Origin of the sequence: Mesorhizobium australicum (genome assembly GCF_900177325.1) — a bacterium.
GTDB lineage: Bacteria > Pseudomonadota > Alphaproteobacteria > Rhizobiales > Rhizobiaceae > Mesorhizobium_A > Mesorhizobium_A australicum_A.
Window position 1 is genome coordinate 3,491,846 of the sequence record NZ_FXBL01000004.1, and the last position, 20,191, is coordinate 3,512,036.

The 20,191-nt window shown below is 65.2% G+C and carries 20 protein-coding genes; 8 read left to right on the forward strand and 12 right to left on the reverse strand.

Features of this window, described 5'->3' with window-relative positions:
* Positions 1-83: 83 nt before the first annotated feature.
* The gene (locus tag B9Z03_RS19715; RefSeq protein ID WP_244561791.1) at positions 84-1,268 is read right to left on the reverse strand and encodes an MFS transporter; all 1,185 of its coding nucleotides are present in this window, start codon (positions 1,266-1,268) and stop codon (positions 84-86) included.
* A 163-nt stretch (positions 1,269-1,431) separates the two neighbouring features.
* Here B9Z03_RS19715 and B9Z03_RS19720 point away from each other — a divergent pair, with 163 nt between their 5' ends.
* The 5 genes from B9Z03_RS19720 to B9Z03_RS19740 all read left to right on the forward strand — a co-directional run bounded on the left by B9Z03_RS19720 (position 1,432) and on the right by B9Z03_RS19740 (position 8,126).
* Positions 1,432-1,632 (forward strand): hypothetical protein, encoded by a 201-nt coding sequence (locus B9Z03_RS19720; protein ID WP_085465761.1) that lies wholly within the window; start codon positions 1,432-1,434, stop codon positions 1,630-1,632.
* Positions 1,633-1,791: 159 nt separating this feature from the next.
* Positions 1,792-3,360 (forward strand): trimethylamine methyltransferase family protein, encoded by a 1,569-nt coding sequence (locus B9Z03_RS19725; RefSeq protein ID WP_085467774.1) that lies wholly within the window; start codon positions 1,792-1,794, stop codon positions 3,358-3,360.
* Positions 3,361-3,390: 30 nt separating this feature from the next.
* Positions 3,391-5,958, forward strand: a complete 2,568-nt coding sequence (locus tag B9Z03_RS19730) for a GcvT family protein (protein ID WP_085465762.1) — start codon at positions 3,391-3,393, stop codon at positions 5,956-5,958.
* Positions 5,959-6,036: 78 nt separating this feature from the next.
* On the forward strand, positions 6,037-6,789 hold the full coding sequence (locus tag B9Z03_RS19735; RefSeq protein ID WP_085465763.1) for an NYN domain-containing protein: 753 nt from the start codon (positions 6,037-6,039) through the stop codon (positions 6,787-6,789).
* Positions 6,786-8,126, forward strand: a complete 1,341-nt coding sequence (locus tag B9Z03_RS19740) for a M24 family metallopeptidase (RefSeq protein WP_085465764.1) — start codon at positions 6,786-6,788, stop codon at positions 8,124-8,126. The genes B9Z03_RS19735 and B9Z03_RS19740 overlap by 4 nt, the downstream gene beginning before the upstream one ends.
* A gap of 2 nt (positions 8,127-8,128) precedes the next feature.
* Here B9Z03_RS19740 and B9Z03_RS19745 read toward each other — a convergent pair whose 3' ends face one another.
* Together B9Z03_RS19745 and B9Z03_RS19750 are read right to left on the reverse strand one after the other, a co-directional pair.
* Positions 8,129-8,944: a phosphate/phosphite/phosphonate ABC transporter substrate-binding protein gene (locus tag B9Z03_RS19745; protein WP_085465765.1), complete on the reverse strand. Its 816-nt coding sequence runs from the start codon at positions 8,942-8,944 to the stop codon at positions 8,129-8,131.
* Between the two features lie 49 nt (positions 8,945-8,993).
* Positions 8,994-10,007, reverse strand: a complete 1,014-nt coding sequence (locus tag B9Z03_RS19750; protein WP_085467775.1) for a fatty acid desaturase — start codon at positions 10,005-10,007, stop codon at positions 8,994-8,996.
* A 159-nt stretch (positions 10,008-10,166) separates the two neighbouring features.
* Here B9Z03_RS19750 and B9Z03_RS19755 point away from each other — a divergent pair, with 159 nt between their 5' ends.
* Together B9Z03_RS19755 and bmt are read left to right on the forward strand one after the other, a co-directional pair.
* Positions 10,167-11,018: a helix-turn-helix domain-containing protein gene (locus B9Z03_RS19755; RefSeq protein ID WP_085465766.1), complete on the forward strand. Its 852-nt coding sequence runs from the start codon at positions 10,167-10,169 to the stop codon at positions 11,016-11,018.
* A gap of 47 nt (positions 11,019-11,065) precedes the next feature.
* Positions 11,066-12,076, forward strand: a complete 1,011-nt coding sequence (gene bmt / locus B9Z03_RS19760) for a betaine--homocysteine S-methyltransferase (protein WP_085465767.1) — start codon at positions 11,066-11,068, stop codon at positions 12,074-12,076.
* Between the two features lie 6 nt (positions 12,077-12,082).
* On the opposite strand, the gene B9Z03_RS19765 is transcribed toward bmt, so the two are convergent.
* From B9Z03_RS19765 to B9Z03_RS19780, 4 genes are all read right to left on the reverse strand, one after another.
* On the reverse strand, positions 12,083-12,541 hold the full coding sequence (locus B9Z03_RS19765) for a hypothetical protein (RefSeq protein ID WP_085465768.1): 459 nt from the start codon (positions 12,539-12,541) through the stop codon (positions 12,083-12,085).
* Positions 12,542-12,631: 90 nt separating this feature from the next.
* Positions 12,632-13,216 carry a PadR family transcriptional regulator gene (locus B9Z03_RS19770; RefSeq protein WP_085465769.1) on the reverse strand — a complete coding sequence of 195 codons (585 nt, stop codon included), beginning with the start codon at positions 13,214-13,216 and terminating at the stop codon, positions 12,632-12,634.
* A 175-nt stretch (positions 13,217-13,391) separates the two neighbouring features.
* Positions 13,392-15,416, reverse strand: coding sequence for a vWA domain-containing protein (locus tag B9Z03_RS19775; protein ID WP_085465770.1), 2,025 nt, complete (start codon positions 15,414-15,416; stop codon positions 13,392-13,394).
* Positions 15,417-15,418: 2 nt separating this feature from the next.
* Complete coding sequence (locus B9Z03_RS19780) at positions 15,419-15,979, reverse strand: RNA polymerase sigma factor (RefSeq protein ID WP_085465771.1); 561 nt, start codon at positions 15,977-15,979, stop codon at positions 15,419-15,421.
* Between the two features lie 148 nt (positions 15,980-16,127).
* Between B9Z03_RS19780 and B9Z03_RS19785 the strand changes: the two genes are divergently transcribed.
* Positions 16,128-17,093, forward strand: coding sequence for an SDR family oxidoreductase (locus B9Z03_RS19785; protein WP_432417008.1), 966 nt, complete (start codon positions 16,128-16,130; stop codon positions 17,091-17,093).
* A gap of 2 nt (positions 17,094-17,095) precedes the next feature.
* Here the strand turns inward: B9Z03_RS19785 and B9Z03_RS19790 are convergent, their stop codons facing one another.
* From B9Z03_RS19790 to B9Z03_RS19815, 5 genes are all read right to left on the reverse strand, one after another.
* The gene (locus B9Z03_RS19790; protein WP_085465773.1) at positions 17,096-17,782 is read right to left on the reverse strand and encodes a 4Fe-4S dicluster domain-containing protein; all 687 of its coding nucleotides are present in this window, start codon (positions 17,780-17,782) and stop codon (positions 17,096-17,098) included.
* Between the two features lie 240 nt (positions 17,783-18,022).
* Complete coding sequence (locus tag B9Z03_RS19800; RefSeq protein ID WP_139832338.1) at positions 18,023-18,472, reverse strand: hypothetical protein; 450 nt, start codon at positions 18,470-18,472, stop codon at positions 18,023-18,025.
* 176 nt (positions 18,473-18,648) lie between these two features.
* Entirely contained in the window at positions 18,649-19,386 is a 738-nt protein-coding gene (locus B9Z03_RS19805) for a dienelactone hydrolase family protein (protein ID WP_085465776.1), read from the reverse strand.
* A 73-nt stretch (positions 19,387-19,459) separates the two neighbouring features.
* Entirely contained in the window at positions 19,460-19,813 is a 354-nt protein-coding gene (locus B9Z03_RS19810) for a type II toxin-antitoxin system RelE/ParE family toxin (RefSeq protein ID WP_085465777.1), read from the reverse strand.
* Positions 19,810-20,079 carry a ribbon-helix-helix domain-containing protein gene (locus B9Z03_RS19815; protein ID WP_085465778.1) on the reverse strand — a complete coding sequence of 90 codons (270 nt, stop codon included), beginning with the start codon at positions 20,077-20,079 and terminating at the stop codon, positions 19,810-19,812. The genes B9Z03_RS19810 and B9Z03_RS19815 overlap by 4 nt, the downstream gene beginning before the upstream one ends.
* Positions 20,080-20,191 lie beyond the last annotated feature (112 nt).

The following is a 20,191-nucleotide window of genomic DNA, read 5'->3' on the forward strand; positions in this document are numbered from 1 at the left end:
CCTGGAAGGCGTCGAAGCTGGCCCGGCAAACTGTCGGAGGCAACGGATCATGCCGGAAATCTAGTCGAAGCTCGTTGAACCTATCAAGACGCCCGCCGCTTCGTCGCCCGATAGAACGCAAAAATGATCAGGACGGCGCTCAGTCCCGCGCTGACGGCAGGCAGGCCGATCGGCCCGAAGGCCTGCATCGCTGCGCCCGAGCCGGGCGGGCCGATGATGCCGCCCACCCCCCACATCAGGGCGAATGCCGAATTGCCCGCCACCAGCGCCTGGCCGCGGAAACGGTTGCCGAGTTCGACCAGCGACATCGTGTAGACGCCGTAGCCGACGCCGCCCATCAGCAGCAGCACCGGCCAGACGAACGGCCCGGAAATCAGCAGCGGCAGCGAGAGCACGCACATGGCGTTGAGCGCGGCGCAAGCGATCATCATCGTGCGGGCGCCCAGCCGCTCGGCAAGGAAGCCGAGCGGCACCTGCAGCACGATGTTGCCCAGCGAAAGCAGGGTGATCAGCGCCGCGAGCCGCGCGTCGACCAGCCCGTAGCCGGCGCCGAACACCGGCATCAGCGAATAGGCGCTCTGCTGCGTGGCGGCGGAGACCGTGACCGCGAGCAGCAGCGCCGGCGCGAGCAGCCAGAAGCCGAAAACGCCGGTGGCCGGCTTTCCGTCAGGATCCGGCTCGAAACCGCGCAACCCCTTCGTGGTCAGGAAGAGGAGCAGCGCGCAGCCGGAGAAGCCGAGGATCGCCACCAGGAGCGGCGGCCATCCCTCCGTGCCGACCGCGGTCAACGTGAGCGGACCCGCCGCATAACCGATGCCTGTCACCGCGTTGAACACCCCCATGATCCGCCCGCGCTTCGCGTCGGGCGCCAGCGCCATCATCCAGACCTCGCCGAGGATGTAGAGCGGATTGATCGCCAGCCCGATGAGGAACCGCAGCGGATACCAGGCAATCCAGTTCTGCAGCAGTCCGACCATGAAAAACAGCAGTGCTCCGGCGAGCGCGGCAGTGACGGCGAGCCGCCGTCCGCCGAGCCTTCGCACCAGCTGTGGCACGAACAAAGCCGAGATGATCAGGCCGAGCGGCGTCATCGCGGCGGACAGGCCGATTTCGGCCGGCGTCATGCCCTGCCGCTGCATGAGGAAGGTGAAGAGCGGATAGGACAGGCCCTGCGCCAGCGCAAACGCGGTCACTGCCGCGGTCAGGCCAGAAAGCACCCCAAGCGGCATATGGCTGTCACGGGAATCGGGTTGAGTTCGCTCTTGCATCGCCTCCCCTAGCACCCCGCATCTCGGTCCGGAATCGCAGGCACGACGGCGCGTGTCGAAACCCGATGTTTCAAAGCCGCCCCCACGGCGGCACAGACACGAAACATTGCCAGAGGATCGTGATTACAGGTCAGGACGGGCCGCAAACAATCGAGAGGCAGCCATGCAATCGCGCTATCAGGTTCGCATACGCCATACCGAGCATCTGCACGCCTTCGCCCTACGCCTCAACGCGACACGCGGCGCCTCCTCCGACCGGTTCACCAACCGTGACGAGGTCGGCGCCAGGCGCGCAGTCGCGAACGGTCGCATGGCCGTCACTCGGGAACGGCAGCCGATGCCGGCGGCGGGCTCCAGCGAGTAGCTCTGACAGGACGGGAAACCTGACGGGGCAATATCTCCCACCGCACACGCCGCGCCAGCGCATGTCGTATCCTTCATGCTTGTGGTCGCCGCTCCGGCTGTCCCGATCGTCGACACCGTCCAATATAGCCCCGAAATCGTCAGTCTGTCGGGGAATTGCATGTCCGAAGCTTCAGCCGATGCCGCGCCGGCAGTCCGTGCCCGCAGCGGAGGCCGCGCCGGTAAGCGCGCCGGGGCGTCGTCTGCCTTCGAGCAGCCGCCCTTTCGCCGCCTGAAGCGCCCCTTCCCGCCGACTCCGATCGTCTCCGAAGATCAGCTTGAGGCGATCCATCTCGCTTCGCTGCGGGTACTGTCAGAGATCGGCCTCGACGTGCTGCACGAGGACGCGCGCAGGATCATGAAGGAAGCCGGTGCCGATGTCCGCGAAGGCTCTGAACGCGTCCGTTTCGATCCTGCAATGATCCTGGAGACGATTGCGACCGCGCCTTCCGAGTTCCGGGTGCACGCGCGCAATGCCGACCACTCGATCGATTTCGGCGGCGATAATCTCGTCTTCGCCCAGGTCGCGTCGGCGCCGAACTGCTCCGATCTCGACCGCGGTCGCCGGCCCGGCAACCAGCAGGATTTCCGCAACCTCGTGAAACTGGCGCAGATGCACAACGTCATCTCGGCGACGGGCGGCTATCCGGTCGAGCCGATCGATCTGCATCCGTCGATCCGGCATCTCGAATGCATCCGCGACCTCGCGACGCTGACCGACAAGGTGTTCCACATCTATTCGCTCGGCCGCGAGCGCAACCTCGACGGCATCGAGATCGCCCGTATCGCCAACGGGCTGACAGCGGACCAGCTTCTCGACAACCCGGTCTGCTACACGATCATCAACACCAACTCGCCTCTGAAGCTCGACATCCCGATGATGGAGGGCATCATCCAGATGTCCTCGCACGGGCAACTGGTGATCGTCACCCCGTTCACGCTCGCCGGCGCGATGGCGCCGGTGACGGTGGCGGGCGCAGTGGTGCAGCAGAACGCCGAGGCGCTTGCCGGCATCGCCTTCACGCAGATGGTGAGAAAGGGCGCGCCGGTCGGCTATGGCGGCTTCACCTCCAATGTCGACATGAAGTCCGGCGCGCCAGCTTTTGGAACCCCGGAATACATGAAGGCGCAGCTTCTCGGCGGTCAGCTCGCGCGCAGATACGGCATCCCCTACCGCACCTCGAACACCTGCGCCGCCAATGCCGTCGACGCGCAGGCGGCCTATGAGAGCGTCTTCTCGCTTTGGGGCGCGGTGCAGGGTGGCGGCAACTTCGTCCTTCATTCAGCAGGCTGGCTCGAAGGTGGGCTGCGTGCCTCCTACGAGAAGACAATCCTCGACATCGATCTGCTCCAGATGGTGACGGAGTTCCTGTCGCCGCTCGACCTGTCGGAAGATGCGCTGGCCGTCGAGGCGATCCGCGATGTCGGCCCGGGCGGTCACTTCTTCGGCACCCAGCACACCCAGGACCGTTACAAGACCGCCTTCTACGCGCCGATCCTGTCCGACTGGCGCAACTTCGAGACCTGGGCCGAGGCCGGCTCGCCGACGGCGGTGGAAAAGGCCAACCGCGTCTGGAAGGAACGGCTGGCCTCTTACGAAGCCCCGGCCATGGACCCTGCCCGCCGCGAAGAGCTTGACGCCTTCGTCGACAGACGCGTCGCCGAAGGCGGCGCGCCGACGGACTTCTGATTCACCATTTCACCCAACGGATCCATCCCCATGAAATCCCACGTCAAAGCGGTTGTCATCGGCGGCGGCGTCGTCGGCTGCTCGGTGCTCTATCACCTCGCCCGCGCCGGCTGGACCGACATCATGCTGATCGAGCGCTCGGAACTGACCTCCGGCTCGTCCTGGCACGCGGCAGGCGGCTTCCATACGCTGAACGGCGATCCCAACGTCGCCAAGCTCCAGGCTTACACCGTGCAGCTCTACAAGGAGCTGGAAGAAATCTCCGGCCAATCCTGCTCGCTGCACCTTACCGGCGGCGTCATGCTGGCCGATAGCCCCGAGCGGATGGACTTCCTGCGGTTGGCGCACGCCAAGGGCCGCTACCTCGGCATGGATACGGAACTCATCACGCCTTCGGAAGCGAAGTCGATGTTCCCGTTCATGGACGAGAGCCATTTCGTCGGCGCGATGTGGGACCCTGTCGAAGGCCATCTCGACCCCTCCGGCACGACGATCGCCTATTCGAAGGCGGCAAAGAAACTCGGCGCCGAGATCGTGCTGCGCAATCCGGTCAAGGAACTGACCCAGCAGCCTGATGGCACCTGGAACGTCATCACAGAACAGGGAGTGGTCCACGCTGAGCATGTCGTCAACTGCGGCGGCCTGTGGGCACGCGAGATCGGCCGGATGGTTGGGCTCGAACTGCCGGTGCTGGCCATGGAGCACATGTATCTGCTCACCGAGCCGATGCCGGAGGTCGAAGCATTCAACAAGGAGACCGGCCGCGAGATGGTCGGCGTGCTCGACTTCAAGGGCGAGATCTACACCCGCCAGGAACGAAACGGCATCCTGCTCGGCACTTACGAGAAGGCCTGCAAGCCCTGGTCGCCGGTCAACACGCCGTGGGACTTCGGCCACGAGCTGCTCGCGCCCGACCTCGACCGCATCGCGCCGTCGCTGGAGATCGGCTTCAGGCACTTCCCCGGTATCGCGAATGCCGGCATCAAGCAGGTGATCAACGGCCCCTTCACCTTTGCGCCGGACGGCAACCCGCTGGTTGGCCCGGTGCAGGGCCTGACCAATTTCTGGGTCGCCTGCGGCGTCATGGCCGGCTTCAGCCAGGGCGGTGGCGTCGGGCTGGCGCTCTCGAACTGGATGGTCGACGGCGATCCGGGCTTCGACGTCTGGGGCATGGACGTCGCCCGCTGGGGCGAATGGGCGAGCCTGCGCTACACCAACGCCAAGGTGCGCGAGAACTATTCCCGTCGCTTCTCGATCCGCTTCCCGAACGAGGAACTGCCGGCCGCCCGTCCCTCCCAGACGACTCCGCTCTACGACACGATGCTGGCGCAGAACGCGGTCATGGGCGACAGCTGGGGCCTCGAAACGCCGCTCTGGTTTGCGCCGAAGGGTTCGGAGCCGAAGGACATCGTCTCCTTCCACCGCTCCAATGATTTCGAGCATGTCGGCAACGAGGTGAGGAAGACGCGTGAAAGCGTCGGCGTCACCGAGATCGCCAATTTCGCCAAATACGAAGTCAGCGGAGCGGGTTCGGAGGATTTCCTGAATCGTCTCATGACGAACCGTATGCCCAAGACCGGCCGCATCGTGCTCACGCCGATGCTAAACGAGTTCGGCAAGCTGATCGGCGACTTCACCATCGCCAAGACCGGCGAGGACAGGTTCATGATCTGGGGCTCGTCGGCCGCTCAGAAATATCACATGCGCTGGTTCGAGACCCACCAGCCGAAGGACGTGCGTATCCACCGCTTCGACCAGACGCTGGTCGGCCTCTCCATCGCGGGCCCCGATAGCCAGAAGCTGCTGCAGAAGCTCGTCGACGTCGACGTCTCGTCGAAGGCCTTCAGATTCATGGACTTCCGCGAGATGGCAGTCGGCGGCGCGCCCTGCATGGTCAACCGCATCACCTATACCGGCGACCTCGGCTACGAGATCTGGATGGCGCCGGCCTATCAGCGGCTGGTCTATGCCGAGATCAAGAAGGCCGGCGCGGAGTTCGGCATCGTCGATTTCGGCATGCGCGCGCTGCTGTCGATGCGCCTCGAAAAGAACTTCCCGACCTGGTTCCGCGAACTGCGCCCCATCTATGGCCCCTTCGAGGGCGGTATGGAGCGCTTCATCAAGATGGAGAAGAACGACTTCGTCGGCCGCGAGGCCGCTGCGAAGGAACTTGCCGACGGACCGAAGCTGCGCCGCGTTTCGCTGATCGTCGATGCAGTCGACGCCGACGTGATGGGCGACGAGCCGATCTGGGCCAAGGTCAACGGCAAGGACTACGGCACTGTCGGCAGGACGCATGAGTTCGGCGCGCCGCGCTTCGGTCCGGACGGCAAGGAAGTCCGCACCTCCAAGGCCTCGCACGGCGCATCCTCGATCCGCGGCCTGCACGACGGCGACTGGTCCGTCGTCGGCTGGGTGACCTCGGGCGGCTATGCGCACTACGTGCAGGAGTCGATGGCGCAGGGCTACGTGCCCGCCGAACTCGCCGATGACGACAGCGATGGCCTGTTCGAGATCGAGATCCTTGGCCACCGCCGCAAAGCCCGCATCGCCATCGAGCCGCCCTTCGATCCGAGCGGCGAGAAGATGCGGGGATAGTGGACGACGGGGCACCGATCATATTGACTGCTGGCGGCGATAAAGGCCGGCGGGTTGCGCCGGCCCGGAAGAATTGAGATGCCATCGGAACCCCGCTCCCCTCGCCTCGCCGTGTTGATCGACGCTGACAATGCATCGGCAAAGATCGCAGACGGCCTGTTCGAGGAGATTGCCAAGATCGGCGAGGCCAGCGTCCGGCGCATCTATGGCGACTTCTCGAATCCTCGCTCGAAGGGTTGGTCCGACACGCTTTCCAAACATGCCATCATCCCCCAGCAGCAGTTCGCCTACACGACCGGCAAGAACGCCTCCGACATCACGCTTGTCATCGATGCGATGGACCTGCTTCACAGCGGACGATTCGACGGGTTCTGCTTGGTCTCCTCGGACAGCGACTTCACGCGGCTCGCCGCACGGATCCGTGAGCAGGGTGTCGATGTCTTCGGCTTCGGAGAACAGAAGACGCCGGAGAGCTTCAGGCAGGCCTGCCGGCGTTTCATATATACAGAAAACTTGCTTCCAGTAGCGCAGGCCGACACTCCCGAGCCGGGGACGCCGACGAAACCGCTGCAGCCGCCAAGCGCCGCCATTCCGACCATCTCCAAGATCATCGCTCAGATCGACAGCGAGGATGGCTGGGTACCGCTGGGGGCCGTCGGCACGCAGTTGGCCAACCTCGCCTCAGATTTCGATCCGCGCACTTTCGGTTTTCGCAAACTCAGCGACCTCGTGCGCAAGACCAACGCGTTCGAGTTGGAGCATCCGAAAGGCGGCGTGATGCGGGTCCGGCTCAAGCCGTCTCCGCCCAAGAAGGCAGGAAAGTCTGCTTGAGCGGCAATTTCTCTCGCCATCGCAAGATCTTGCCGTTCGAACCGGGTTCGGTCGAAGCGTTGCGCAAGGACGCCCGTGCCAAGGCGGCATCCCTCAACCAGCACGTGCTCGGCTACGGCGCGCAGGCCGAAGCCGAGTGGGCCGCGGCAGGCATCGCCACGCCCGACCTTGCTGCCATGCGCCGCTACCGCCTCGATCGCATCCGCGCCGAGCTGCGACGTCGCGACTATGCTGGCGCCCTGCTCTACGATCCGGTCAACATCCGCTACGCGACCGACTCGACCAACATGCAGCTCTGGGTTGCCCACAACCCGACGCGACATTGCTTCGTCGCGACCGAGGGGCCGGTCGTCCTGTTCGATTATTTCTCCTGCGAGCACCTGTCGGATCATTCCGGTGTCGTCGACGAAGTGCGCCCTGCTGTCTCGTGGATGTATCTCTACGGCGGCGAATTGACCGAGATGAAGGTGCGGCGCTGGGCGGGCGGCATCGCGGAGCTGGTGCGCGAGCACGGCCGCGGTAATAGCCGCATCGCCGTCGATCATCTAAATCCGGAAGGCGTGACCGAACTCGCCCGCCTCGGCATCTCTGTCGGCAACGGTGAGGCCGTGATGGAGAATGCCCGCCTGATCAAATCGCCCGACGAGATTCTCGCCATGCGCCGCGCCATCGTCGCCTGCGAAGCGGCGATGGGCGAGATGCAGGCGGCGCTGAAGCCAGGGATCTCCGAGAACGAGCTCTGGGGGGAGCTGCACCGCGCCAACATCGCGCGCGGCGGCGAGTGGATCGAGACGCGGCTACTGTCCTCCGGGCCGCGCACGAACCCGTGGTTCCAGGAATGCTCGGCGCGGATCATCGAAGCGGGTGACCTCGTCGCCTTCGACACGGATCTCATCGGCCCTTACGGCTTCTGCGCCGACCTCTCGCGCACCTGGCTCTGCGGCGACGGGAAGGCCAGCGACGAGCAGCGCGACCTCTACCGGATCGCCGCCGATCAGATCGCGCACAACACTGCGCTGATGCAGCCGGGCACCGGCTTCCGCGACCTCGTCGAACGCTCGACGAATCCCCCGCCCGACTGCTTCCCCACCCGTTACGGCGTGCTCTATCACGGTGTGGGCCTGGCCGACGAATACCCGACGCTACCGCACGCCGCCGACTGGACCGACGACACGCCGGACGGCGCGCTGGAGCCCGGCATGGTGCTCTGCGTCGAAAGCTATATCGGCCGGCTCGGCGGGCGCGAGGGGGTCAAGATCGAGGAGCAAATCCTGATCACCGCCAGCGGCAACGAGCAGATTTCCACCTATCCGTTGGACGAACGCCTCCTGGCGTGATCTCAGCCACCGAGCGCATTGCGCAGAGCGCCGTGCAGCGCTGAAAAGCCGGGCGCCGAGATAAGCGGCAGTCCCAGCCTTCGCTTCGTCCATCCGGCGACCCGGAGCGCCGTCGCGGCCGGTTCGTGGAGCCTTGCCAGGCTCCAGCTCCGGCAGTCGATCGCCGCCGCGTCGGCGCGGCCTTCCGCTACCGCGCGGATGGAGAGCCGGTGGCTCCCCGTTTCGAGCAGGTTTGAGAAGATCGAGAACCCGGCGCCCGCGGCTTCGAGATCCGCTTTCAGCGCCAGCCGTCCTGACATGGAATGCGGCTCGTTGAAGGCGAGACGTGCGCGTTGCAGGAGATCGAGCGGCAGAGAGGCCTCGCCATCTGCCGGCGCCTCGGCATCGCCCTCCGGCCTGCCGGAATGGGACATGTTCCCGCGCCGCATCACGATCGCGCTCGAATAGAATTGGCCTTCTCCCCCTGCGATGCCGGAATAGTCCGACTGGCCGACGACCGTTACCTGAGCGGCAAGCCCGGTCTCTTTCATCGGTCCCCAGCATGTCTGCGCAAGCAGCAGCGCCGGATGCCGCCAGAGCGTTGGAAGGTCCAGTCCTTCGGGCGGCAATGTCGCCGGGTCAGGTGCGACGACACGGCCCTCCGCGTCGCGGATACCGCCCTGCACCGCCGGGAGATCGGCATTGCGGCGCACGAGACGTTCGGGAGCCTCGACGCCGGCCGCGCGAAGCCTGTCGCGGATCACGGCCCATTCGGCATCGACCTCTTCGCGTCGTTCGGGCCAGTCGTACATCGGAAGCGCGGCGATGAACGAAGTCATGCGGAAGAGATGCCTCGCTTGGGCAAGCCGCGCAAGCGTCCTGTCACGCTCACTCCTTGGGCGGCTCTGCCGGCACCGGCGCGCTGCCCAGCCCGCCGACATTGTGCTGGCGCACGCGCGGCCGGAACGCCCTGCCCGGCTCCGGCCGCTGGCGCAGCACCGGATGGACGACCGGCTCCTTGGCGCGGAAGGCGTAGCTCCTCAGCAGCGCAAGATAGTTCGGATAGACATAGCCGCCGTTCATCGCAGCCCACTCGTCGCGCTTCTCGCGGAACCGCGCCGGCAGCCTGTACCAGGCGACCGTCGGCAGCTTGTGATGCACGAGGTGCAGGTTGTTGTTCAGGAAGAAGAACGACAGCGGCGAACGTTCGACGATGATCGTTCGCCCGTCCGGCCTTTCCGACCACTGGTGCTCGGCATAGGTGCGCACGGCAATGATCGACTGCCCCGCCCAGACGGGAACCAGGACGTAGAGCCACAGCGGCACGCCGAAGGCGACGATCACGACCGGCAGCACAATGGCGAGGCCCGCCGCATGATGCAGCCAAGCCAGCCGCACGGCCTTGTCGCCGGCGGCGATCAGCCGTGCTTCGGATGTCAGAAAGCCGATCGTGGCGAGTGGTGGACCGACGATCAGCCGGCCGACCATCGTATTGTTGATCCTGAGCAGGCCCTGCAGCCAACCCGGCATCGCCTCGTGCTGCCATCGCGCCTTGTAGTAGCTCTCCGGATCCTCGAACGGGTCAGTCAGCCGCTCGTCGGCATGGTGCTGGAGGTGCAAGGTCTTGTAGCGCCGGTAGGGATAGACCAGGCCAAGCGGCAGGCCGACCAGCACCTCGTTGACCCAGCCCGTCCGCGTCGGGTGGCCGTGCAGCGCCTCGTGGATCAGGGAGGAATGCAACGCCACGCTCAGCGCGAGAATGACGAATGCAGCAATCGGCCAAGACGGATAGAGGAACAGCCCCGCCGCGAGCCAGGCGCCATAGCAGGCGGCGATCAGCGCCACCGTCGGCCATTCGACGCCCGGCCCGCGTCCCCTTCGCCCCGTGTCCCGACCCGCCATGCCGCCGTTCAAGCCTCTCGTCCCCCGGAATCTCGTGATTCCTGACAACATCCTGTCAGCAGAGATTCGATGCTGCAACGCGACAATGCGCAGGATTCGTTGACATTGCGCATTAAAAACTTCAATTGTTGTGAATTGTAACCATTCGGGAGTGTTGGCATGGACAAGCGCGACCTATCGAGCCTGTTCCGCGAGCGTCTTGGCAAGCTCGTGGACCGTGCGGGCGCGAGCCAGTCCGCCTTCGCGGCCTCCGTCGGCATCGACCGCTCGGCACTGTCGCAGCTCCTCTCGGGTGCCACCACGCGCCTGCCCCGCGCAGAGACGCTGCTAAACATCGCCGCCGAGCACAAGGTATCGCTCGACTGGCTGATGGGTCTGTCGCAGGACGACGGCTCGACGGGCGATCTGCGCGCCAGCCTGGAGATCGAGGAAGAGCAGGGAGGCTATGATCGAACGCTGCTGGCGAAATGGCATGCGGAGGCGATCGGCACCAAGATCCGCTATGTGCCGGCTGGCCTGCCCGACCTGCTGCGCTCTGACGAACTGATCGCCTACGAGGCCGAGATCTCCAACCGCAATCTTGAGGCCAAGATCGATGAGGTGCAGTACCGCATCGGTTACAATCGCCGGCCGGAGACCGACATGGAGGTCTGCATGCCGCGGCACACGCTGGAAATCTTCGCTGATGGCCGCGGCATCTGGTCCGGTGTTCCGGCCAAGCTGCGCCGCCGTCAGCTCGATCACATGGCCGACCTGATCGACGAACTCTACCCGGCCTTCCGCCTTTATCTCTATGACGGGCGGCTGCGCTATTCGATCCCGTATACGATATTCGGCCCGATCCGCGCCGCGATCTATGTCGGCGACATGTATCTGGTCCTCAACGCCACCCCGCCGATCCGCACGCTGACTCGGCATTTCGACAATCTGATACGTGCTGCCGAGGTGAACGCGCACGAAGTCGCCGCCTTTGCGCGAGGCCTGCGCGACCGAGCGATTGACCGCATATAAAGACTTCTTTATATCATTATTCGATCTTCCAATCGGAAAGCCTTCCCATGACGAACCCGATCGACGCGCTCCTTGCCGAGAAGGGCATGCTGCTTGCCGACGGCGCGACCGGCACCAATCTCTTCGCCATGGGGCTCGCCGCCGGCGAGGCGCCGGAACTCTGGAACACGGCTGACCCGGACAAGATCGTCGCTCTCCATCAGGGCTTCGTCGACGCGGGCGCCGATATCATCCTGACCAACTCCTTCGGCGGCACCCGCCAGCGCCTCAAGCTGCACAACGCGCAGGAACGCGTGCACGAGCTGAACAAGGCGGCGGCTGAGATCGCGCGCCGTGTCGCCGATAGAGCGGACCGCAAGGTCATCGTCGCCGGCTCCATCGGCCCGACCGGCGAATTGCTCGAACCTCTCGGTGCAATGACCTATGCCGAGGCCGTGGAGGCTTTCGCTGAACAGATCGAGGGCCTGAAGGCTGGCGGCGCCGACGTGGCCTGGATCGAGACCATGTCAGCGCCGGACGAAATCCGGGCGGCCGCCGAGGCCGCGATCCGCGTCGGTCTGCCCTACACCTACACCGCATCCTTCGACACAGCCGGCCGCTCGATGATGGGGCTGCATCCGAAAGACATCCACGGCGTCGCCCAAGGCATGGCCGAGTTGCCGGTCGCTGTCGGCGCCAATTGCGGCGTTGGCGCCTCCGACATCCTCTCCTCGCTGCTCGACATGACGGAGGCAGCTCCGGAGGCGACCGTCATTGTCAAGGGCAATTGCGGCATACCCGAATTCCGCGGCGCGGAGATCTACTATTCCGGCACACCTGAGCTGATGGGCGACTACGCCCGCCTCGCCATCGACGCAGGCGCGAAGATCATCGGCGGCTGCTGCGGCACCTCCTTCGTCCACTTGAAGGCGATCCGCGACGCTATCGACAGCCACGTCAAGGCTGCCCGCCCAACCGTCGAGGACGTCGTCGCTCGCATCGGCCCGATGCGCAACAAGCCGGCCAACGAAAGCGGCGTGCCGTCCGGCGAACGCCGCGAGCGCCGGCGCCGCGGCTGACCGGCACTACGGTCCTCGAGCGCGCCCGGAGCCTTCCAGGACTTTTCGCAGGACCGTTTCGTATCGGCTTTCGGCAGCACGCAGCCAGTCGAAGGCCGCGCCCCATGCCTTTGTGTCGGTCATCGCCGTTGGCCGGTCCGTCAGGTAGCACAGCGGATAGTCGCCACGCAGCGCAGCCCCCAGCGCTGTGCCCAGCTCCGGTTCGTAGGCCGACAATCGGCGCGCCGTCGCGGAATAGGGCTCTCCGCGATGGCCGCGAACGAAGAGGCCAACGCTGTGGTTGGTCAGGTAGAGCGAGATGACGGTCTCGTCATTCACCACCCGCCACCGCGAATAGAGGCTGCCATGAGACAGGCCGGGGCCGCGCGCCGCGGCGAAACGCTTCCAGAAGAGCTGGATATCCTGGGAGCCCAACCGGCGCAGGCCGATCTCCGGCAGGTCCCATTCGTGTCGGCGTTCTTCCATAGGTATGGCTCCGTGCTCGGAGCAGGATGAGCGAAGGGCGCGGCAGCTTCAAGCGGCCGCGCTCTCACTGCTGACGCCTGCGCTCAGGGCTTACAGGTCCTCGATCTCGCGCCGGGCCTTCTTCAGGATCTCGCGCGCCTTCTCGACCTGTTCGCGCGACCAGTCGCCGCGCATCTTCTGGCGCAGCGCAAAGCCGAGGCCGCGCATCTCCTCGCCGATCGCAGCACCGCCCATGCGTCCGGAGACGTGGCGGATCTGCGCCCTGATCCGCTCGAGTTCGGCGGCGTTTTCTTCCAGATAGGCCTTGCCGGCATCGGTGATGCGATAGAGCCGCTTGTTGCCATCCGCCTCCGAGACGACGAGGTCGGCCTCCTCCAGCATCTGCAACATCGGGTAAATCGCGCCCGGACTCGGGCTGTAGGTTCCATCGAACATGGCTTCGAGTGCCTTGATGATGTCGTAGCCATGACGCGGCTCCTCGGCGATCAGGCCGAGAACAACCAGCCGTAATGCACCGGGATCGAACATGCGCGGGCCGCGACCGCCGAACGGGCCGCCATGATGGCGTCCGAACGGAACGCCCCGGCCACCGGGTCCACGGCCGAACGGCCCCCGCCCTTCATGGCCTGCCATCTGCCAGTCGGCACAGTCTCGCTTGTGATGTCGTCCAAACATGAAAGCTCCTTTCAAAGATATATCGTGCGAACGACATATCGTACAAAAGATATATCTTTCAAGAGGCACCTCAAACGAAAAGGCCGGCGGGGTTTCCCCCCGCCGGCCTGCCTCGCCCGCCCATGGCGGCACGATCCCGGAAAGACCTTTGCGCGAGAGGTGCCGCCCCTCGCCGCTACCGCCTGCCGTCGAGCGCCGAGGCAAGGCGCACGAGGGAGAGGAACTCCCCGCGATAGCCGAACGTGTCGGCCCCGCGGGCGGCGGCGGCGATTTCCGAAATCCTGTCATAGCCGTAGGATGCAACCTGGCTGGTGCCGCGCAGCTTCTGGCCGAAGGCGGCGACCGCGACCGAGAAGCGCTGGTCGGCGGACGCTGCATCGAAGCTCGCGACCTCGTCGGCAGCCGTCACCGGCGTCGTGATCAGCTTGCTCACATCCTCGTTGGGCAGCTTGTAGCGGATCTTGACGAAGGCATACTCGTCGGCATTGGCGATGCCGGCCGCATTGTCCGTCCGCGCCTGGCCGTAGCGCAGGTCGTCGATCTGCTGCGCCGGGCTGCCCTTCGGCGTGATCTCGTAGATCGCCGTCACCGAATGGCCCGAGCCGATCTCGCCGGCATCCACCTTGTCGTCGTTGAAGTCTTCGCGGTTGAGCGCGCGGGTCTCGTAGCCGATCAGGCGGTATTCGGCGATCGCCTGCGGATTGAACTCCACCTGCAGCTTCACGTCCTTGGCGATCGGGAACAGCGTCGATGAAGCCTCCTCGACCAGCGCCTTCTCGGCCTCGGCGAGCGTGTCGATATAGGCGGCCTGGCCGTTTCCGTTCTGGGCGATCTCCTGCATCATCCGGTCGTTCAGGTTTCCCCGGCCGAAGCCGAGCACGGACAGGAACACGCCGCTCGCGCGCTTCTCCTCGATCAGCCGCTTCAGGTCGTCGTCATCTGTCTGGCCGACATTGAAATCGCCGTCCGTCGCCAGCATCACCCGGTTGACGCCACCTTTTATGAAGGACTGCTGCGCCAGCCGGTAGGCTTCGCGCAGCCCGGCCTCTCCCGCGGTCGAGCCGCCGGGCGACAGGGTGTCGATCGCCGACAGGATCTTCGCCTTGTCCAACGCCTTGGTCGGCTCCAGCACGGTCCCCGCGTCGCCAGCATAGGTGACGATCGAGACGGTGTCGTCGGCGCCGAGCTTGTCGACCAGCATGCGGAAGGACGATTTCAGCAGCGGCAGCTTGTCCGGCGCGTCCATCGAGCCCGACACGTCGATCAGGAAGACGAGGTTCGCCTGCGGCTTCTCGGCCGGCTGCACATCGTAGCCCTTGATGGCAATGTGCATCAGCTTCGTCCCGGAATTCCACGGCGTCGGCATGACGGTCACGGTCGACCTGAAAGGCTCCGCCCTGTCGGCGGGCCCCGCCCAGTCATAGGGGAAGTAGTTCACCATCTCCTCGACCCGAACCGTGTCGGCCTGCGGCAGCATGCCTTCCTTCAGCGAGCGCCGCACAAAGGCGTAGGACGCCGTGTCGACATCGATCGAGAAGGTCGAGACCGGGTTTTCAAGTGCCGACTTCACCGGGTTGCTGTCAAACTCAGTCAAACGTTCCATGTTCGGCGTCTGGCCGATGAAGGCATCGGCATCCGGCGACGGCGGCGCGATCAGGCGTTCCTGTGCGGCCAGCGGGGCCGCGGCACGGTTGGGCAGGGCCTGGCGGGTCGCAGCACCGCCGAGATTGGACATCTGATCCATCGCCGGCTCGGCGGAGGTCGGCGCGGGCTGTGCTGCGACCGGAGGTGCGGCCTCGCTCTCCTGGACGGACGGCGAAGACGCGATCTCTTTGTGCGCCTCGGCCTGCGGCGCCGCCTTCGGCTTAGGCGCGTCGGCCGGCACCGTCACCGGCCCGCCGGCGTCGCGGCCGAGCATCAGCGGCGAGGTCTCCATCAGGTAGAAGGCGGAATAGCCCGCGACCGGCAGGGCGATGAGCGCGGCCAGGGCCGGGCTGGCGATGAGTTTGCGCGACATGAAAGACCTCCAAAGCGTGACTGCTTTGTCGGTGAGACGCGCACCCCGGCGCGTTCCTTGGGGAGCGGGAGAGATTTTTTCGTCGAAGGCCTCCAGCGCGGCCGAAAGCGCACGCTCCCGCGCGCCCTTCGTGGGCATCGGCATCTTCGAGCGGCCGAGCCGCGAAAGATCGTCGTCCGTCATCGTCACGCTTCCCCGGCCTGGGCGACCAGCACCTTCAGCCGTTTCTTCGCTTCGTGGATGTGCCAGGAGACCGTCGGCTCGGCGCATCCCATGATCTCGGCCGCATCGCCATGCGACAGGTCCTCGCTATAGACGAGGAGCACCGCCTCGCGCTGCTTGTCCGGCAGCTTGCGCACCGCGTCCCACAGCGCGTCGGGGCGCTCGTCAGGTTCGGGCATCGCCTCGCCGAACGCCGCCGCATGCACCCCGAAGGCAGCGGCCTTGCGGCTCTCGCGCATTACCTTGCGGCCGTGATCGCGCGCGACGTTCAACGTGAGCGCGTAGAGCCAGGTGGTGAACGCGCCCTGCCCCGCAAAGGAACGGATCGACCGGCCGAGCCGCGCGCAGACCTCCTGCGCAATGTCCTCCGCATCGGCTTTGTGCCCGCACCATTTCCACGCGACGCGGAAGACGAAATCGTAGTGCCGCCCGACCAGTTCGGCGAATGCATCACGGTCGCCCGCTTTCGCGTGCGCGATCAGCTCCTCATCCGGCGCGCCGGTGTCGTCCGTAGCCAAGGCCATGTCTGTTCCTTGGACGAGGCCAATAGGGCATTCCTTGGGTGAGCAGGGAAATTTTTCGGCATTTTCTGCATCGACGACCGAGGACCGAATTTCCGGCGAACCTTTCGCTCCCTTGTGGGTTCTGGTTCCAAACCAAAGGAGCCATATGATGTCCGCGACAGCCGCCCGAAACGAAGCCGAAAAGCAGCGCAGCATCCAGAGGAAGGTCGACGCCGACGACCGCGCCAAGTCGAACGGCAAGCCGAGGCCGATGCAGGCCGGCGCGCGCGAATATCCCGTTCCGCCCTTTCCGAAACAGCATCATCCCAAGCCGGGCATGGAGCACAGGATCGAGCCCGCGCCGATGTACGACGCGCCGTTCTACAAGGGCTCGGAGAAATTGAAGGGCAAGGTGGCGCTGATCACTGGCGGCGATTCCGGCATCGGGCGAGCGGTCGCCGTGCTGTTCGCCCGCGAGGGGGCAGACGTGGCGATTGCCTATCTCACTGAGGACGAGGACGCGAATACGACGAAGGCCGCCGTCGAGAAGGAGGGCCGGCGAGCGATCCTCATTCCTGGCGACGTGTCGGAGCGCGCCTTCTGTGAGAAGGCGGTGGCGAAGACGGTCAAGGAACTGGGCCGGCTCGACATCCTCGTCAACAATGCCGCGTTCCAGATCCATTCGAGCGACTTCGAGGATCTGACCGAAGAGCATTTCGACACGACGCTGAAGACCAACCTTTACGGCTATTTCCATATGGCCAAGGCTGCGCTGCCGCATCTCGGGCCGGGCTCGGCGATCATCAATACCGGGTCGGTGACGGGTATCGAGGGATCGAAGGAACTCGTCGACTATTCGATGACCAAGGGCGGCATCCACGCTTTCACCCGCGCGCTCGCCGGCAACCTGGTCGGCAAGGGCATCCGCGTGAACTGCGTGGCGCCGGGCCCGGTCTGGACGCCGCTCAACCCGTCGGAGAAGGAGGCGCAGGACGTGTCGCAATTCGGGTCGCAGACGCCCATGAAACGTCCGGCGCAGCCCGAGGAGATCGCGCCGGCCTATGTGTTCCTGGCCTCGCCGCAGATGTCGAGTTACATCACCGGCGAGATCCTGCCGATCGTTGGCGGCTACTGACTTCAGTTGACCTCATCGCCGATGAAGGCCCGCATATGGAAAACCTGCTGCGCCGCCGGATAGCGGTAGCCCGCGCCATACGGGCAGGCGTTTCGGTCGAGGCAGCCATGCTGCCTGCAAGCCGCTCCGCGCGGGGAGCGCACATGCGCAAGGCAGGCTTCATAGGCGAAGCCGTCGTTCGAATAGGCATCGACCGGACAGGATTTCAGGCAGGGCTTTCCGTCGCATCCGTCGCACAGGTGAATCGGTGCATGAGCCGGTCGCATGGCCTCCCCGATCTCCCGGGCCGTGTCCGGATCCGTAAACAGCAGCGCGCCGCGATAGGCATGCCACAGGCCGAACTTTGGATGCATGAGGATGCCGAGCGGCGACGGCCTCAGCCCTTCGGCCCGTATCGCCCATTGCTGGAATGGCAGATAAGGACGGTCGGAGGGCGAGACCGCACGGGCGCCGAGCCGGACGGCGACCTCGCCGATCACCTCGCGCGACCAGGTGTCGAGCGGATCAGCAAGGTCCGGCGGCTGTCCCTCCCGCCATGCGTCGAAATGCGGCCAGATCGTCGGCCCGCCATGCCCGACGAGCAGCACCGCCCGCGCCCCGGCAAACGCCTCCTCTCCCGGCGCGAAGGCGAACCCACCGCGCAGGATCAGGCCGTTGCCGGCGAGCTGGCTGGATATCTCGGCGATCATGCTGTGTCAGCATCTCCTCAGAGACTATTCGATATCGGAATCGAAGACGAATATCCTGCATGAATCATGGCGCGCGGACGCGGGCGCGGCCGGTATTTTTCCGACGACGCCTCATTCCTTCCAGCCCTCCGCCATGGCTCCGGGCGTTCGCACCCTTTGGAAGGCCCACTGGACCTTCCAATTCGCGTCCGGCGAACCGATCCACCTTCTCCCACAAGGGGAGAAGGACATGCGCTCCTTTTAGGACGTGTCACGCAGCTCGACCGGCGAGACAACCGCATTCGCCAAGCGCCGGAGACCGGCGCAGTGCGTCGCGCCCTCATTCCCGGCCTCGTCTGACGCCTGCCCCCGATGCAGGAACGACAGGCGGCACAGATGCGCCGCGATGGCCCGCATGTAGAGCCCGAATGCCCTGAGAGAGTCCGCGATGTCCTCCGCATCGAAGGGATGGCTGCCGAAGCCGGCCGGCATCGGGACGGGCGTCCAGGGTCTGCGGGCGAAGCTGCGGAGCGTGCCTTCGACATAGGCGCTCAGCAGCGTATTCGCCTGCCAGGCGGCCCACAGCACGCACCAGCGGACCCAGAACGAGCGGCCGGCGGCCTGTTCGGCCATGTCGGCGATCGAGAACAGGCGCATGACGATCCTCGCCTTTAACGCCTGTTGCCTCCCCGCCTTCGCCCTCCAGCCCATCGCCGGCTCCCGTTTGACCGGACATAGTTTCGGGCATGCTGGCAGGGGTGGGGATGGAAAAAGTTTCGGCTGTGAGAATCTCTAAGTTGGACAAAGGGTTACGAACGGGCAGGCGAAAATCGATCCACCGGAAGGCTGATCCGTACCTCGCAAGACCTCTGTCTCCCCCCGCCGACCTACTCCCGCAGCGTCTCGTCGAACAGCGTTGCCAGCCGCTTCCAGTGCCGCTCGGCGCCGGCGTCGTCGTAGACGGAATGGTCCGGCACGCACCAGCCGTGCTTCATGCCGACATAGTTCTCGACCAGGTGGTCGACCTCCGCCTCGCGGAACGCCTGCGCCAGGCGGGCCGACTGTTCGGGCGGGAAGCTGCCGTCGACGCCGGCGACACCAACATAGACGCGCGCCTTGATCTTCGCGGCGTTGGCGGCCGGGCTGTCGGGTGCGTCGCTGGCAAGGTTGCCGCCATGCAGGCTCGCCGCCGCGACGATGCGGTCGGGATGGGCCGCCGCCGCGTTGAGCGCGCGGCCGCCGCCCATGCAATAACCGACCGTGCCGGCCTTGCCGGAAAACCCCTCCTCCGCCAGCGCGTCGAGGAAATGGCTGGTGTCGGCCGCCGTCATCGCCTGCGTCGTCTCGGTGATCATCCTGCGCAGCAACTGCGCTGTCTCGGCGTTGGAAAAGGCCGTCTTCGCATCGAACGGACCATAGGCGCCGAAGCGGTAGAACAGGTCGGGCACCAGCACGGCATAGCCCTGCCCCGCCAACCGTTCCGCCATCAGGTCCATAGCGGGGCGTGGCCCGAAGGCGTCCATGTAGAGGATGATGGCGGGACCGGAAGATGCTCCGGCCGGCGCGAACAGCGTCGCCTGGCAGGCGCCGCCGGTGGTCGTTATGGAAAGATGACGTGTGGGCATTTCGGTATTCTTCCTATCGACTACGGGGGAAATTCGAAGCAATGCCGGACGACTCGTCCAGCAGGCAATCGGTTCACGAACCACTCTTCAGCCGACTGATCTCAAGGAAAAGAGACGGCGACATTTCCAGAATTAGGGTTTCGATATCACGCACCTGATGCAAAACGGTCAGTACGACGATGCCGTCGTTCAGGGGGTCGTAGACAATGAAGTGCCTGCGTGCGGCGACCATCATGAATGGAGCGGAGCGGATATGACGCAGTCGGCCGCTTTCCGGTTCGATAGCGGCGCGATTCATGGCAAGGTAGAGATCGTGCATATAGCGTTTGGCGACGTCCTGGCCCCATTCGGCCAAGGATCGACGGTAGATTTTCTGCAGGTCCAGCGCCGCGCGACGCGTCAGGTGGACCGCAGGCCGCGAGGTCATCGCCAGCCGTCGGCCTCAGCTCGATCCAGAACATCCATGTCGGAAGCGAAATCTCCCGTAGACCGGAAGACGCGACCCGCAGCAAGATCATGGTAGCCGGCCAGGATCGCGTCCTGCGCCATCTGACCTTCGCGTCGCTCCATGTCTCGACGGATGAGGTCCCGAATATATTCGCTGGGCGTCTCATAGAGACCGTCCTCGCCGACCATCCGGTCGACAAACTCTGCGAGCGGTGCTGACAATCGGGCATTGATGCGGTCGGACATGGATCACCTCATCAATCAGCTTAAGCCTCCACGAAGAGGTGGTCAATTTCGGCGCATCTATTGCGACAAGAAAGACCGCCCAGCTCAGCCCCTGACCGCGCTGCGCCAGACT

Coding starts and splice junctions, on each gene's coding strand:
- B9Z03_RS19785 (WP_432417008.1), top strand. CDS start 16,128: ATGTCCGCGACAGCCGCCCGAAACGAAGCCGAAAAGCAGCGCAGCATC.
- B9Z03_RS19725 (WP_085467774.1), top strand. CDS start 1,792: ATGTCCGAAGCTTCAGCCGATGCCGCGCCGGCAGTCCGTGCCCGCAGC.
- bmt (WP_085465767.1), top strand. CDS start 11,066: ATGACGAACCCGATCGACGCGCTCCTTGCCGAGAAGGGCATGCTGCTT.
- B9Z03_RS19815 (WP_085465778.1), bottom strand. CDS start 20,079: ATGTCCGACCGCATCAATGCCCGATTGTCAGCACCGCTCGCAGAGTTT.
- B9Z03_RS19780 (WP_085465771.1), bottom strand. CDS start 15,979: ATGGCCTTGGCTACGGACGACACCGGCGCGCCGGATGAGGAGCTGATC.
- B9Z03_RS19745 (WP_085465765.1), bottom strand. CDS start 8,944: ATGACTTCGTTCATCGCCGCGCTTCCGATGTACGACTGGCCCGAACGA.
- B9Z03_RS19735 (WP_085465763.1), top strand. CDS start 6,037: ATGCCATCGGAACCCCGCTCCCCTCGCCTCGCCGTGTTGATCGACGCT.
- B9Z03_RS19765 (WP_085465768.1), bottom strand. CDS start 12,541: ATGGAAGAACGCCGACACGAATGGGACCTGCCGGAGATCGGCCTGCGC.
- B9Z03_RS19790 (WP_085465773.1), bottom strand. CDS start 17,782: ATGATCGCCGAGATATCCAGCCAGCTCGCCGGCAACGGCCTGATCCTG.
- B9Z03_RS19750 (WP_085467775.1), bottom strand. CDS start 10,007: ATGGCGGGTCGGGACACGGGGCGAAGGGGACGCGGGCCGGGCGTCGAA.
- B9Z03_RS19810 (WP_085465777.1), bottom strand. CDS start 19,813: ATGACCTCGCGGCCTGCGGTCCACCTGACGCGTCGCGCGGCGCTGGAC.
- B9Z03_RS19805 (WP_085465776.1), bottom strand. CDS start 19,386: ATGCCCACACGTCATCTTTCCATAACGACCACCGGCGGCGCCTGCCAG.
- B9Z03_RS19715 (WP_244561791.1), bottom strand. CDS start 1,268: ATGCAAGAGCGAACTCAACCCGATTCCCGTGACAGCCATATGCCGCTT.
- B9Z03_RS19720 (WP_085465761.1), top strand. CDS start 1,432: ATGCAATCGCGCTATCAGGTTCGCATACGCCATACCGAGCATCTGCAC.
- B9Z03_RS19730 (WP_085465762.1), top strand. CDS start 3,391: ATGAAATCCCACGTCAAAGCGGTTGTCATCGGCGGCGGCGTCGTCGGC.
- B9Z03_RS19770 (WP_085465769.1), bottom strand. CDS start 13,216: ATGTTTGGACGACATCACAAGCGAGACTGTGCCGACTGGCAGATGGCA.
- B9Z03_RS19775 (WP_085465770.1), bottom strand. CDS start 15,416: ATGACGGACGACGATCTTTCGCGGCTCGGCCGCTCGAAGATGCCGATG.
- B9Z03_RS19755 (WP_085465766.1), top strand. CDS start 10,167: ATGGACAAGCGCGACCTATCGAGCCTGTTCCGCGAGCGTCTTGGCAAG.
- B9Z03_RS19800 (WP_139832338.1), bottom strand. CDS start 18,472: ATGGGCTGGAGGGCGAAGGCGGGGAGGCAACAGGCGTTAAAGGCGAGG.